Genomic DNA, 13,728 nt, shown 5'->3' on the forward strand with positions numbered 1-13,728 from the left:
CACCCCGGCGCCCCGGCACGGCCCTCCCGCGGTGGCCCGGTCACCGGGCCCGCCGTCGGCCGGGCCGCCGGAAGCCGGTTGACGCTCCGTCGGCAGGCCGGTTACGTTCCCCGGGTCGTCAGGATCAGGCCGATTCATCCGCTGGGGGGCGTGGGATGACAGAGGAGGACTCGCAGACCGGGACCGAGGTCCTGCACATACTCGAACTGCTCGCGGAGGAGGCACCGGCCCACGCGTACGAGCAGCTCGTCGCACGGGCCCGCCGCTCCGGCGCCGCGCCCCGGCGGATCGACCAGCTGACCCGCGCCAAGGGCCTCGCCCTGGAGGTCAACGCCCTCTTCGACCGGCGCCGCCAGCGCGAGGCCGAACTCGCCGCGCTCGTCGGCACCGCCCTCGATCTCACCGCACCCTCCCGGCTCGACGCCACCCTCCGTCTGATCACCCGCCGCGCCCGGCTGCTGCTCAACACGGACCTCGCCTGCACCGCCCTGGCCGACGAGACCACCGGGGACCTGATCGTCGGCACCGCCGACGGTGCCGTCAGCGTCCGTACCGCCGGCCACCGCATACCTGCGGCCGCGCTCGCCGACGGCACCCTGGGTGAACTGCCCGGCCCCTTCTGGACCGCGGACCACCTGGCCGACGACCGGGCCGGTCACACGGACGCCCTCGAAGACCTCCTGCAGGCCGAGTCCCTCCACGCCGTGCTCGGCGTCCCGCTGCGCGCCGGCGACCGCTGCCTGGGCTTCCTCTACGTCGCCGAGCGCAGGACACGGCACTTCACCCCCGACGACGTGTCGCTCATGTGCTCCCTCGCCGACCTGTCCGCCGTCGCCATCGAGACCGCCCGCCTGCTGGAGACCGTGCAGGCCGCCAACACCATCCTGGAGGACGCCGGGACCAGGGCCCGCGCCGGACTCAGCGACGCCCTGCAGGCCAAGAACATCCAGGACGACCTGGTCCGGCTCGTCCTTGAGGGCATCAGCATGGACGAACTCCTGGCCCGCGCCGCAGCCGAGCTCGGCGGCGGCCTCTCCGTCTGGGGCCAGGGCGGCGAACGCCTCGCCGGGCACGGCCACACCCCCCGCCCCGACAGTGCCGAACTGGAGCGGGTACGGCTCAACGCCGCGGCCACCGGCATCGCCTGCCCCCTGACCGGCGGCACCCTGCTCGTGCCGCTCTCCGTCCGTTCGGAGGACGTCGGCTCGCTCCTCTTCCACCCTGCGGAGCCGGCCACCGGCACCGACGCCTGGCCCGGCGAACAGGTCCTCTCCTACGCGCGCACCGTGTCCCTGCTGCTCGTCATGCAGCGCTCCACGGACGTCGGGGGACGGGCCGACGACGACCTCCTGGAGGACCTCGTCACCTGGGACGGGCCCGCCGAGGGCCTGGAGCGGCGCGCCCGCCGGCTGGCGGCCCGTCTGGAACGCCCCCACGTCATGGTCGTCGCCCGCCCCCGCAACGCGGCCGCCGAACTCGTCGAGAGCTGGGCCGCAGGGCACGCCCGCCGCCACCGGGGCATGAAGACCGTCCAGGGCGACCGGCTGGCCCTGCTGCTGCCCGGGGACGACCCGGCCGCCTGCGCCGCCCAGGTCCGCGCGGAACTGGCCGAAGCCACCGGCGCCCCCGTCACGGCCGGGGCGGCCCGGGTCGCCCGGGGCCCGGACGCGGTCCGCCGTGCCCACCAGGAGGCCGCCCGCTGCCTGGACGCCCTCACCGCGCTCGGCGGCGCCGGGCGCTCGGCCGCCGCCCGCGACCTCGGGTTCATCGGCATGCTGCTCGGCGAGGAGCACGACGCCCCCGGGTTCGTGGAACGCACCCTCGGCCCGCTCCTCGACCACGACGCCGAGCGGTTCGGCAACCTCGTCGAGACCCTCGACGGCTGGTTCACCGCCGCCGGCAGCCCCACCCGGGCCGGCGAGATCCTCTACGTACACCCCAACACGGTCTCCCGCCGCCTGGAGCGCATCACCCAGCTGCTCGGCCCGGACTGGCAGCAACCGGAACGTTCGCTGGAACTTCAGCTCGCCCTGCGCCTGCAGCGGGCGCGAATCTTCCAGAGTCCCGCACCCGACGGCCCCCGGTCATGGGAACCGGCGTGAGCGCACCGCGGCTGCGGCGCGCCTGCTGCGCCTCCGGGCCCAGCAGCCGCACCGCGTGCGCCAGCGACACCAGCGTCACGTGCCGGTGCCAGCCGTGGTACGAGCGCCCCTCGAAGTCCAGCGCCCCCACCGGCAGGCTCGTGCCCGTGAAATCGGCGTCGGCCCGTCCGATCAGCCTGCCAAGACCCAGCAGCGTGCTGCGGCTCGCACCGGCCAGGTTCGTCAGCCACAACTCCGATGCCGCACGGCTGTTCGGCGACCACACCCCCACCAGCGTCAGCGGCGCCTCCGCCGACGGCACCCCGCCGAACGCCTGACGCGGCCCCGGCAGCCGTACCGGCAGCAGGGACACCAGCGAGGTCTTCGGCAGCCCGTTACCCGCCGGCTCGAACCATTCCACCGGCCGGCGCTGGGAGCGCGCCAGCTCCGCGAGGTGCCCTGCGGAGGCCGACACGGAACGGCTCCCCCCGCCGGACAGGGCGGGGGCCAGCAGGCCCGTACTGCCGCCGATCCGCAGCAGGAAGGGCAGCCCGGCCCGGGAGAAGGCCCGCACCATCGACGGCACTGCCTCCTCGCGGGCGTCCGTCACCACGGGCAGCCGGGTGACCCCCCAGCCGGCCGTCTCCAGCGCCATGTCCAGGACGAGTCCCTCCGCGGAACCGGCGTCCACCGAGTCGGGTATCGCGGCCCGTTGGCGCATCTCGGTGTCCTCCAGCCAGTCGCCGGACAGCGACAGCCGCCAGTTCACCGGGGCCGAGGCGGCCCCGGAGGCCAGCCAGAGCCCGTACCCGTGCTGGCTGTTGACCACCTGCCCGAGCTGCGGGACGAACCGGCGCCCCACGCCCACCGAGTGCCGGCCCGTCTTCGGAATGACCAGCGGGCGCACCACCCATGCCTTGGGCGCGAGCAGTTGGTCCATCCGGGCCGCCAGCTCCGCCCGCAGCGGGGACCAGTCCCAGGTCGAGCAGCTGATGAAGTGGTGCAGGCTCTGCTCCGCCGAGCGTTCGTCGGTGCTCGCGGCCAGATTGCGCATGGTCTTGCGGCCCGGGGCGTGCAGGAGCCCGTTCACATACAGCTCGCCCTTGTGCCGCTGGTCGCGGCGGCGCAGCGAGGACAGTACCGATGCGACCAGGGCCCGTGGCGCGCCCGTCGCCGGACCGGGCGGCAGGCTCGGGGCTTCCACCGTTTGGAGAGTGGCACTCATGACGCTCCTCAAGGTCTCGGCGCCCGGAATCCGCCGGGCCCGGGGCTGCGATCGCTGGGACCCCTTAACCGTCCCCGGCGGCCCGGCCGCGGCCCAGGTCGGTCGGAAACACACTTTCCGGCCCGCCCCGCCCCGAGCCCCCTCGCGCCGGGGCGTACGCCCCGTACCGGCGGCGGGTGGTGGCCTCGCCACCACGTTCCGGCCCACGGGCCCCGCCGCCGTCCCTCCAGCGCCCCGGCCTCGCCGGGCTCAAGCGATCCTTGAGCGCCGGAGCCCCTGTGGCACGGAGAAAAAACCCCGAACTCCGTAGAGTGTGACGGGCCGACCTCGTCTCCCGCGGCCCGTTCCGTGAGCGTGGAGACACGCGCACCACGCGCGCGCACCCCTTGCCACGAGTGGCTGGGACCGCCCCTCGCCGGACATCCGCATCACCGGCCTTCCTCGCCCCCTGACCCCCACCCCAGTGAGAGGAAACGCATGACCGCGACAGATCACGAGTCCAACTCCGCCGCCGGCGGCCGCATCGCCGCCGCCGACGCCATCGACACCACCCAGGACACCGGCATGCGCCATGTCGCGGCCCTGTCCACCGAACTCCGGGACGTCGTCGAGGTCGAGCAGCGCAAGGTCCGCCTGGAGCGCGTGGTGCTCGTCGGCGTGTGGACCTCCGGCACGGTCGCGGAGGCCGAGAGCTCCCTCGCCGAGCTCGCCGCCCTCGCCGAGACCGCGGGCGCCCTGGTCCTCGACGGTGTCATCCAGCGCCGCGACAAGCCGGACCCGGCCACGTACATCGGCTCGGGCAAGGCCGGGGAGCTGCGCGATCTCGTCGAAGCCACCGGTGCGGACACCGTGGTCTGCGACGGCGAGCTGAGCCCCGCCCAGCTCGTCCGGCTGGAGGAGTTCGTCAAGGTCAAGGTGGTCGACCGGACCGCTCTGATCCTCGACATCTTCGCCCAGCGCGCCTCCTCCCGCGAGGGCAAGGCGCAGGTCGCACTCGCGCAGATGCAGTACATGCTGCCGAGGCTGCGCGGCTGGGGCGCCTCGCTGTCCCGGCAGATGGGCGGCGGTGGTGGCGCGGGCGGCGGCATGGCCACCCGCGGACCCGGCGAGACGAAGATCGAGACGGACCGGCGCCGGCTGCGCGACAAGATGGCCAAGATGCGCCGGGACATCGAGGAGATGAAGACCTCCCGCGACCTCAAGCGGCAGGAACGCCGCCGCAACCAGGTCCCGTCGGTCGCCCTCGCGGGTTACACCAACGCGGGCAAGTCCTCGCTCCTCAACCGCCTCACCGGCGCCGATGTCCACGTCCAGAACGCGCTGTTCGCCACCCTCGACCCGACCGTGCGCCGCAGCGAGACGCCCGGCGGGCGGGCCTACACCCTGGCCGACACCGTCGGCTTCGTGCGGCACCTGCCGCACCAGCTCGTCGACGCGTTCCGCTCCACCCTGGAAGAGGTCGCGGAGGCGGACCTCATCCTGCACGTGGTCGACGGCTCGCACCCCGACCCGGAGTCCCAGATCGAGGCCGTGCGCACGGTCATCGGCGAGATCGGTGGAGAGGGCGTGCCGGAGCTCGTCGTCATCAACAAGGCGGACGCGGCACCGGCCGACACGCTCGCGCGGCTCAAGCTCGCGGAGCCGACGGCGATCGCGGTGTCGGCCCGCACCGGCGAGGGCATCGAAGACCTCCTGTCCCGCATCGTGGATGAACTCCCGCACCCCGACATCGAGGTGGAGGTGCTCGTCCCCTACACGGAGGGGCAGCTGGTGGCCCGCGTCCATGACTCGGGGGAGGTGCTGGAGGAGTCGCACGAGGAGAACGGCACCCGGCTGAAGGCGAATGTCGACGCCCCCCTCGCCGCCGACCTGGAGGCCTACACCGCCTGACACGTCCGAAAGGCCGGCCCCCTCCCCTCGGTACCCGGGGAGGGGGCCGGCCCTTCGGCGTGACCCGGTGGGTCAGTGGGCGCGGGTGGTGAAGTCGCGGACCGAGGAGAGGACGTACTCGATCATCTCCTCCGTGATGCCCGGGTAGACGCCGATCCAGAACGTCTGGTCCGTGATCAGATCGCTGTTGGTCAGCGGCTCCGCGATCCGGTGCGGCCGCTCGGCGTACGCGGGGTGGCGGGTCAGGTTGCCCGCGAAGAAGCGGCGCGTGTGGATGCGCCGCGACTCCAGGAAGTCCACCAGCGCGGCCCGGGTGTAGGCCGCGTCCGGGTCCACCGTGATCAGGAAGCCGAACCAGCTCGGGTCGCTGTCCGGGGTCGGCTCCGGGAGCAGCAGACCCGGCAGCCCGTCGAGACCGGCGCGCAGCAGGGCCCAGTTGCGACGCCGGGCGGCGCTGAACTCCTCGATGCGGCCCAGCTGGCTCAGGCCCAGGGACGCCTGGAGGTCGGTCGCCTTCAGGTTGTACCCCACGTGGGAGAAGATGTACTTGTGGTCGTAGCCCTGCGGCAGCTTCCCCATCTGCTGGTCGAAGCGCTTCATGCAGCGGTTGTCCTCGCCCGGCTCGCACCAGCAGTCCCGGCCCCAGTCGCGGAACGACTCCACGATCCGCGCCAGCACCAGATTGCTCGTCAGTACGCAGCCGCCCTCGCCCATCGCGATGTGGTGCGCCGGGTAGAAGCTGGTGGTCGCCAGGTCACCGAAGGAGCCGGTGCGCTTGCCCCGGTAGGTGGAGTCGACCGCGTCGCAGTTGTCCTCGACGAAGAACAGGCCGTGCTGCTCCGCCAGTTGGGCGATCTCCTCGACCTGGAACGGGTTGCCCAGGGAGTGCGCGATCATGATCGCGCGGGTCTTCGGCCCGATGGCCGCGGCGATCCGCTCGGGGGTCGTGTTGTACGTCCCCAGCTCGACGTCCACGAAGACCGGCACCAGGCCGTTGTGCAGGATCGGGCTGACCGTGGTCGGGAAGCCCGCCGCCACGGTGATGACCTCGTCGCCCGGCTTCAGACGCTGCTCCTCCAGCTGCGGGGAGGTCAGTGAGCTCAGCGCCAGCAGGTTCGCGGAGGAGCCGGAGTTCGTCAGGTGGGCCTTGCGGGTGCCGATGAAGCGGGCGAAGTCCCGCTCGAAGCGCCGGGAGCTGACGCCGGCGGCGATCCGCATGTCGAGCGCCGCGGAGACCAGCGCCAGCCGGTCCTCCGCGCTGAGCACGGCGCCGGAGACCTGTACCGGGGAGATACCGGGCTCGAAGGGACCGGGAGCCTGCTCCTGGTGGTACTCACGGACGAGCTCCGCGATCCGGTCCTTGGTCTCGCCCATGGTCGTTCCCTTCCGATGGCACCGCTGACGGAACCGTGAGCCTAGGCCGGAATGCCCTTCGAATCGGCAGGGCTCCGGATGACTTCATCAGGTCGGGGAGGGAATACCGGCGAGTGGCGAAAAATATTCCATCGAGAGAGCAGGGGGCTCGCGGGTCGGCCGTTCGGATGGCACACTAAAACCGCTCTGGAACATGCTCAGGAGGTAATGCATGACTGATACGCCGGAAACCGAAGCGGCCGAGAACAACGCAGCTGAAATCGATGCCGTTGAAACCAGTGCGGTCGAGACCAATGCCGCCGAGACCGACGCCAAGCGCAAGTTCCAGGAGGCTCTGGAGCGCAAGTCCCGCAACGCCAGGTCCCAGCAGGCGCACCACGAGGCGCGGCTGAAGATCAATGGCGCCAGTGGTCTCAACCGCCAGCACCGGAATTTCCGGCGCAAGGCCGGCTGACTCCGGGCGGGATTTTCCGAAGGTCGCCGCGATTCCCCCTGGGGATCGCGGCGACCTTATTTATTGCACTCGGGAATCCCTCTTCTGCAATCCGGTCGGAGTTTCCCTGGAGTCTCGGTCGAGAACCACTCGAATATTTCCAGGAATGAGCTCTGCATTCAGCCGAAATGTGTTCCGCCGGGCATGCGGCGACGGTCTCTCACGCGAGCGCGTGAGAGACCGTCGGACGGGCTGTGGTGCGGTGCGGACCTCGCCGTGGAGGCGTACGCGGTGAAAGGGAGCGCGGGCCCGCGCTACGCGGCCAGCGCGGCCCGGTCCAGCTTGCCGTTGTGCGTCACCGGCAGCCGGTCCAGATAGCGGATCCGCTGCGGCAGCATGTGGGCCGGCAGCCGCGCCGCGAGCGCCCCGCGGACGGCGCTCGCCGGGACGGCCTCCCGTTCCGCCACGATGTACGCGGTGAGGGACTGGTCCCCATGAGGGCTCTCCGTCACCAGACAGGCCGCGCCCGAGACACCCGGCACCGCGCGCAGCGCCGACTCGATCTCGCCCAGCTCGATGCGGAAGCCCCGCAGTTTGACCTGGCCGTCCTGACGGCCCGCGTAGTACAGCAGTCCGTTTCCGTCGGCCACGGCCCAGTCACCGCTGCGGTAGTGCCGGCCGGAGCCGTCGCCCGGGTCGACGAAGCGCTGCTCCGTCAGTTCCGGGCGCCCCATGTAGCCGTTGCCGACGCCGCTCCCGCCGACCCACATCTCGCCGTGCTCCCCGGCCGGAACGGGCCGGCCCTCGGCGTCGCGCAGCGAGACCGACAGGTGCGGCAGCGGACGCCCGAGCGGTGTACGACCGGGCGCCGCGCCCTCCAGAACGGCGGGGGTGAGCGGGCAGTACGTGACATGGACCGTGGTCTCGGTGATCCCGTACATGTTGATCAGCTCGGCGTCCGGGGCGATCCCGGCCGCCCACCAGCGCCTCACATCGGCGGGGACCAGCGACTCGCCGCCGAAGACGACCCGGCGCAGCGCGGGCAGCTGGACCTTCTCCGCGATGGCCTCCGCGGTCAGGTTGTGGAAGGCGGAGGGCACCTGGTTGAGGACGGTGACGCACCGGCTCGCGAGCAGACGTGCGAACTCCAGGGGTTCCGTGGCGGTCTCACGGTCGACGACGACCGTGTGGCCGCCGTGCAGCAGCGGTCCCCACAGCTCCCACACACTGAAGTCGAAGCTGAGCGAGTGGAACAGCGTCCACACGTCGTCCGGGCCCGTGCCCAGCAGTGGCACGGCCGCATCCAGCAGGGCCAGCACCTGACCGTGTCCGACGACGCAGCCCTTGGGGGCACCGGTGGAACCGGACGTGTGGATGACGTACGCGGTGTCGTCCGGAACCCGCCGGCCGGCCGGTGCTCCGCCGGTCCCGGACACGGTCCGGGTCGCCAGGACGAACGGGCCCGCCTTCGCGACCGGGACCTCCCCGTCCAGCAGCCCGCTGTCGGAAACGACCAGTTCGCACCCCGAATCCTCCAAGAGGTACTCCTGGCGGGCGGCCGGGTAGCCGGGGTCGACGGGCACGTACGCGGCGCCGGAACGCAGAATGCCGAGGACGGCGCCGGGGGCGTAACGGGTCCGGGCGGCACGCAGCGCGACCAGCCGGCCGGGCCCGGTACGGCCCGCCAGCCGTTGCGCGACGGCGTCGGCCAGCCAGTCCAGTTCCAGGTAACTCACCTCGCCCCCGGCGTCGGACACGGCGGTACGGGCGGCGTTGCGGGCGGCCACCGAGGCGAAACGGGTGTCGATGCGGTCCGGGGCGGCGATGGTCATCGGACGTCCTGCAGAACAGCGGCGGAGACGGCGGCGGCCGGTGCCAGGGCGTGCACCAGGTAGCTGGCGACATCACCCGGCGTGGTGCCGCGGCCGAAGACCCGGTCCGCGCCCAGCGTCGCCGCCGCGTCCGGATCGAAGCGGGGACCGCCGACCACCAGCAGCGGCCGTTCGTGCTCGGCGAACTCGGCGCGCAGTTCTGCGCTGAGTTCCCGGACGTTGGTGAGGTGGGCGTCCCGCTGGGTGACGGCCTGCGAGACCAGGACGGCGTCGGCACGCTCGGAGCGGGCCCGGCGCACCAGATCACCGACCGGTACCTGCGCGCCCAGGTTCAGGACCCGCATCTGCTTGTAGTACTCCAGGCCCTTCTCGCCGGCGAAGCCCTTGATGTTGAGGATCGCGTCGATCCCCACGGTGTGCGCGTCCGTGCCGATGCAGGCGCCGAGGACCACGAGTCTGCGGCCGAGCCTGTCCCGTACCGCCGCGTCGGCGTCCTTGGCCGCCAGCAGGGGGTAGCCGCGCTCGGTGATCACGATCTGGTCGAGGTCCACGGCGTGCGTCACGGCCCCGTACACGACGAAGAAGCTGAAATCGGTGCCGCCGACCGCCTTGCTGTGCACGACCATCGGGCGCTCCATGCCCATACGCCGGGCCAGTTGCAGCGCGGCCCCCTCGGCGAGCGGGCCGTGCGGCAGCGGCAGGGTGTAGGACAGCTGCACCATGCCGTCGTCGGTGGTGTCGCCGTACGGGCGGACCTCGCCGCCGGGCCGCGTGTCGCCGTACGGGGGAGCGGTGTTGCTGGATTCGATGCTCATCCGCCCTTGTTTCCTTCCAGGAGATCGGCGGCCGGATTGCGGTAGCCGGGTGCGCGCCTCACGACGCCGTCGGAGCCCCGGCCGCCGTCCGAGGGGCGCCGCATCCCGCCGAACGTGCCCTGACCGATGGCGTGCAGCAGCCCCCGGTCGCAGATGTTCTCCAGCAGCTCCACGGCCTCGTCGAGCACCTGGTGGGCCCGCCCCGCGATGAACCCGCCCGGCGCGGGCCGGAAGTCCTCCGCCAGCGCACCCGCGGAGCCCAGGACGTAGCGGACGTTGCGCAACGCCAGGTCGCGGTCGGACAGGAACGGTGTGACGACGGCCTCGGTCATCATCCCGACCAGCAGGATGTTCTGCCCGGTCAGCGCGCCCGCGAGGTTGAAGAAGCCGTTGAGGAGATAGCCGCGGAAGACGTCACCGGTCATGTGCCTGGTCGGCGGCATCCACTTCAGCGGTGCGTCGGGGAACAGCTCCCGGGCCAGCATCGCGTGCGCCAGCTCCAGGCGGAACGAGTCCGGGCGGTCCGGGTCGATCTCGAAGGCGTGACCGAGACCGAGCTGCCCGTCCGGCAGCCCCGCCTCCTTGGCGAAGTACTCGTTGAGGAGCTGGCTCGCCGTCACCGTGTGGGCGGCGTCCACGGCGTCCGCGGTCGTGAGGTAGTTGTCCTCGCCGGTGTTGATGACGATCCCGGCACGGGCGTGCAGCTGCCGGGAGAAGCGCTGGTCGACGAAGGTGCGCACCGGATTGATGTCGCGGAACAGGATTCCGTACATCGAGTCGTTCAGCATCATGTCGAGGCGTTCGAGACCGGCCAGCGCGGCGATCTCCGGCATGCACAGGCCGGAGGCGTAGTTCGTGAGCCGGATGTAGCGGCCGAGCTCGGCCGACACCTCGTCGAGCGCGGCCCGCATCAGCCGGAAGTTCTCCTGGGTGGCGTACGTACCGGCGTAGCCCTCGCGGGTCGCGCCCTGCGGCACGTAGTCCAGGAGCGACTGACCCGTCGAGCGGATCACCGCGATCACATCGGCGCCGCCACGGGCCGCCGCCTGGGCCTGCCGGATGTCCTCGTAGATGTCGCCGGTCGCCACGATCAGATAGAGCCAGGGAGAGGGCGGGTCACTCAGTTCGCCGACCAGCCGCTCCCGCTCGGCGCGTTGGGCGTCGATGGCGGCCAGGCCCCGGGCGACCGCGTCGTGTGCCGCCTGGGCGGCCAGCTCGGCGTCCTCGCCCTCGGGAACGCGGAACCGCACGGTACGGGCGGTGGCGTGGGCCGCCAGGCCGGTCAGGTCGTGGTACGGCCCGGTGCGCAGCGCGTCCCAGACCGGCAGGCAGACGCCGTGTTCCAGACCGACGGAGTCGGCCACGGTGTCGACGAGCCGGTTGACCCAGGGGATGCCCTCGGAGTCGGCGCCGTTGAGTCCGGCCAGGCGCAGGGTGGCGCGCTCGACGGAGACGGTGGTGTGGGAGCGGGCGAGCTCGACGACGGGGCGGCCGACCCGGGCGGCCAGCGCGCGGGCGCGGGCGACGGTGCCCGGATCGAGGCTCAGTTTGCCTTCGGCGGTCCGTACGGGGGCGCTCACCGTTCGGCTCCGTCGCCCGCGGGGACCAGCACCCGGTCGAACAGGGCGCGCACGCCCGGCTCCTCGCGTACGAGCCCGAGGGCCAGGGCGCTGTGACCGGGCTGGTATCCGTTGCCGATCAGCAGAGTGACATCGCGGGCCAGCCCCTCGGCGCCGAGCGCGGCGGTGCTGAAGGACGTCGCCATCGAGAAGAACGCCACGGTGCCGCCGTCCCGGGTGGCCAGGATCGCGGCGTGCTCGCACCCCGCCACGTCGGTGCAGACGATCGTCACGTCGGCGGGGCCGCCGCGGCTCTCGATCAGCGCGTGCAGGGCGACGGCGTCCCGGGCGTCCGCCCGTATCACCGCGTCGGCGAGGCCGGCGGCGGTCAGGGCCGCCTCCTCGGCGGAGCCGGGCACCACGCCGGTGATCCGGCCGGCCCCGGCGCGGCGGGCGGCGGCGAGCGACAGGGAACCTGACTTGCCGCCGGCGCCGAGCACCAGCACCGAGGGAGCGGTCCCACGGTGCGCGTACGAGGCGACGAGGCGCTCGGTCAGCGCCGGGGCGCCGCACACGTCCAGCACCGACAGGGCCAGTTCGTCGGGGAGGTCGTCCGGCAGCGGGGCTGCGACGGAGCGGCCGAACAGGATGGCGTGACCGCGCGCCGGGACCCGTTCGCTCAGCCCGTCCCAGTCGCGCAGGCCGTCCGTGATCTCCAGCGGGGTCAGGGTCAGCGACACCAGGGTCGCCACCCGGTCGCCGGGGCGCAGACCCAGCGGTGAGGCGGGCCCGACCTCGGCGACGGTACCGATCAGCATGCCGCCGGAGCCGGTCACCGGGTTGTGCATCTTGCCCCGGTCGCGCACGAGCGCGCACACCGCCGCCCGCACGGCGTCGCCGTCCCCGCCGTGCTCCTCGCGCAGCTGCCGGAAGGAAGCGGCGTCCAGATTCAGACAGCTGACGTCGATACGGACCTCGTCCGGAGCGAGCCGCGGATCGGTGTCGAGCCGGCGGGCGGCCTGCGGCAGCACACCCTTGGGCTCGCGCACCCGGTGCAGCCCCAGCGCGGACGCGGTGTCCACGGCCGCGGCCGTCATGACGCCCCGCCGATCAGTGCCTGTGCGCTCGTCCACCACTCCCGGCCCTGCTGGGGCAGCGTGTGCACCGGGTCGTAGTAGTGGTGCACCCGGTCGAGCGCCGCCGGGTCGTCGTGGTCGACGGTCGTGCGGTAGTTCTTCGTCCAGGACGATATGCCGCGCTCCCGGTCGTAGCCGTCCACCTGGTCCACCCAGCGCTTGCCGACGTACGGCACGTCGCAGACCAGCCGAGGCGTCGCGAACCCGGGCAGGTAACCCATCAGCGAGTGCTGGAGTTCCTGGGCGCGGGCCAGCGGCAGCCGCCAGTGCTCGGCGCCGGGGATCATGTCGCAGAGGTAGAAGTAGTAGGGCATGACCCCGGCGGAGTCGAGCAGGGCGAAGCACAGGTCGAGCAGCCCCTCCGTCGTGCCGTTGACCCCGTCGAGCAGTACGCCCTGGTTGCGTATGTCGCGCAGGCCCGCGTCGAGCAGGGACCGGGACGCCTCCGCGACCAGCGGGGTGACCTGCTGGGCGGCGTTGGCGTGGGTGTGCAGGGCCAGCGACACCCCCCGCGCGCGGGCGTCGGCGGACAGTTTCGCGACACCGTCGAGGACCTGCGGGGCGAGCCAGTGCTGCGGCAGCCCGATCAGGCCCTTGCTGGCCAGCCGGATGTCCCGGATCGAATCGATCTCCAGGAGCCTGCCGACGAACGACGCGAGCCTGGGCCAGGGCACGTTGGCCACGTCGCCGCCCGAGACGACGACGTCCCGCACCGTCGGGGTGGCCCGCAGGTAGTCGATCATGCGGTCCAGCCGGTCGGCGGGGCGCATCACGAAGCGGTACTTGGTGATCTGCGGCGTGGAGGTGCCGACGAGATCCATCCGGGTGCAGTGCCCGCAGTACTGCGGGCACGTGCTCACCAGTTCGGCGAGCACCTTGGTCGGATACCGGTGGGTCAGCCCCTCCACCGCCCACATCTCCGCCTCGTGCAGTGAGTCGCGGGAGGCGAGCGGGTGGCTCGGCCACAGCGGGTGCCGGTCGGAGGCGACCGGCAGCATGTAGCGGCGTACCGGGTCCTCGTACCAGGCGGCGGTCTCCACCTCGGTGTGCGGGGCGATCGTGTTCAGTACGTGCGGCGGCAGCAGGATCGACATCGTCGCGTGGTCGCGCTGGTCCGCCTCGACGTCGTCGTAGAACGCGTCGTCGAGACCGGGGCCCGCCACCGTACGCAGCTGGCTTACCCCCTTGACGCAGTGCGAGCGCTGCCACTGGGGGTCGCGCCATTCCTGCTCGGTGACATCGCGCCAGCCGGGGAAGCGGCGCCAGTCGGGTTCCACCGCCTCATGACGGCGGTAGGCGTAGGGCTGCGGGAGAGTCTCGGCGGGGCTGTCCGCAAGGGCGGCCTCGGCACGGAGTGAACGGGACACCATGCTCCTCGGAATT

Annotated in this window: 9 protein-coding genes and 1 pseudogene; 3 read left to right on the forward strand and 7 right to left on the reverse strand. The window is 72.3% G+C overall.

The annotated features are described in order from the left end of the window. Window positions 1-155: 155 nt before the first annotated feature. A pseudogene (locus ACZ601_RS35900) lies at window positions 156-1,979 on the forward strand (helix-turn-helix domain-containing protein); the annotation flags it as partial. On the opposite strand, the gene ACZ601_RS35905 reads toward ACZ601_RS35900, so the two are convergent. Then, a complete protein-coding gene (locus ACZ601_RS35905; RefSeq protein WP_469545759.1) occupies window positions 1,969-3,306 on the reverse strand; it encodes an IS701 family transposase in 1,338 nt (445 codons plus the stop codon). The pseudogene ACZ601_RS35900 and the gene ACZ601_RS35905 overlap by 11 nt on opposite strands. A 477-nt stretch (window positions 3,307-3,783) precedes the next feature. Between ACZ601_RS35905 and hflX the strand changes: the two genes are divergently transcribed. Beyond that, window positions 3,784-5,196: a GTPase HflX gene (hflX, locus tag ACZ601_RS35910; protein WP_469545761.1), complete on the forward strand. Its 1,413-nt coding sequence runs from the start codon at window positions 3,784-3,786 to the stop codon at window positions 5,194-5,196. Window positions 5,197-5,268: 72 nt separating this feature from the next. On the opposite strand, the gene rfbH is transcribed toward hflX, so the two are convergent. Then, window positions 5,269-6,570 (reverse strand): lipopolysaccharide biosynthesis protein RfbH, encoded by a 1,302-nt coding sequence (rfbH, locus tag ACZ601_RS35915; protein WP_469545763.1) that lies wholly within the window; start codon window positions 6,568-6,570, stop codon window positions 5,269-5,271. Window positions 6,571-6,781: 211 nt separating this feature from the next. Between rfbH and ACZ601_RS35920 the strand changes: the two genes are divergently transcribed. Next, entirely contained in the window at window positions 6,782-7,024 is a 243-nt protein-coding gene (locus ACZ601_RS35920) for a DUF5302 domain-containing protein (protein WP_440574026.1), read from the forward strand. Window positions 7,025-7,317: 293 nt separating this feature from the next. Here the strand turns inward: ACZ601_RS35920 and ACZ601_RS35925 are convergent, their stop codons facing one another. Genes ACZ601_RS35925 through ACZ601_RS35945 form a run of 5 tightly spaced genes read right to left on the reverse strand, consistent with a single transcriptional unit; the run spans window position 7,318 to window position 13,715 of the window. Further along, a complete protein-coding gene (locus tag ACZ601_RS35925; protein ID WP_469545765.1) occupies window positions 7,318-8,835 on the reverse strand; it encodes an amino acid adenylation domain-containing protein in 1,518 nt (505 codons plus the stop codon). Further along, window positions 8,832-9,650: a lysine 5,6-aminomutase subunit beta gene (gene kamE, locus ACZ601_RS35930; protein ID WP_469545767.1), complete on the reverse strand. Its 819-nt coding sequence runs from the start codon at window positions 9,648-9,650 to the stop codon at window positions 8,832-8,834. The genes ACZ601_RS35925 and kamE overlap by 4 nt, the downstream gene beginning before the upstream one ends. Next, a complete protein-coding gene (kamD, locus tag ACZ601_RS35935; RefSeq protein WP_469545769.1) occupies window positions 9,647-11,230 on the reverse strand; it encodes a lysine 5,6-aminomutase subunit alpha in 1,584 nt (527 codons plus the stop codon). The genes kamE and kamD overlap by 4 nt, the downstream gene beginning before the upstream one ends. Continuing rightward, window positions 11,227-12,306, reverse strand: a complete 1,080-nt coding sequence (gene kdd, locus ACZ601_RS35940; RefSeq protein ID WP_469545771.1) for an L-erythro-3,5-diaminohexanoate dehydrogenase — start codon at window positions 12,304-12,306, stop codon at window positions 11,227-11,229. Before kdd ends, kamD begins: the two co-directional genes overlap by 4 nt. Continuing rightward, window positions 12,303-13,715: a KamA family radical SAM protein gene (locus ACZ601_RS35945; protein WP_469545773.1), complete on the reverse strand. Its 1,413-nt coding sequence runs from the start codon at window positions 13,713-13,715 to the stop codon at window positions 12,303-12,305. Before ACZ601_RS35945 ends, kdd begins: the two co-directional genes overlap by 4 nt. Between the last annotated feature and the right edge of the window lie 13 nt (window positions 13,716-13,728).

The sequence above is a fragment of the Streptomyces sp. NPDC104307 genome (assembly GCF_055584045.1).

What these genes read in the sequence shown, in the direction of transcription:
- ACZ601_RS35920 (WP_440574026.1), top strand. Translation starts at nt 6,782, where the DNA reads ATGACTGATACGCCGGAAACCGAAGCGGCCGAGAACAACGCAGCTGAA.
- rfbH (WP_469545763.1), bottom strand. Translation starts at nt 6,570, where the DNA reads ATGGGCGAGACCAAGGACCGGATCGCGGAGCTCGTCCGTGAGTACCAC.
- ACZ601_RS35925 (WP_469545765.1), bottom strand. Translation starts at nt 8,835, where the DNA reads ATGACCATCGCCGCCCCGGACCGCATCGACACCCGTTTCGCCTCGGTG.
- kdd (WP_469545771.1), bottom strand. Translation starts at nt 12,306, where the DNA reads ATGACGGCCGCGGCCGTGGACACCGCGTCCGCGCTGGGGCTGCACCGG.
- kamE (WP_469545767.1), bottom strand. Translation starts at nt 9,650, where the DNA reads ATGAGCATCGAATCCAGCAACACCGCTCCCCCGTACGGCGACACGCGG.
- ACZ601_RS35905 (WP_469545759.1), bottom strand. Translation starts at nt 3,306, where the DNA reads ATGAGTGCCACTCTCCAAACGGTGGAAGCCCCGAGCCTGCCGCCCGGT.
- ACZ601_RS35945 (WP_469545773.1), bottom strand. Translation starts at nt 13,715, where the DNA reads ATGGTGTCCCGTTCACTCCGTGCCGAGGCCGCCCTTGCGGACAGCCCC.
- hflX (WP_469545761.1), top strand. Translation starts at nt 3,784, where the DNA reads ATGACCGCGACAGATCACGAGTCCAACTCCGCCGCCGGCGGCCGCATC.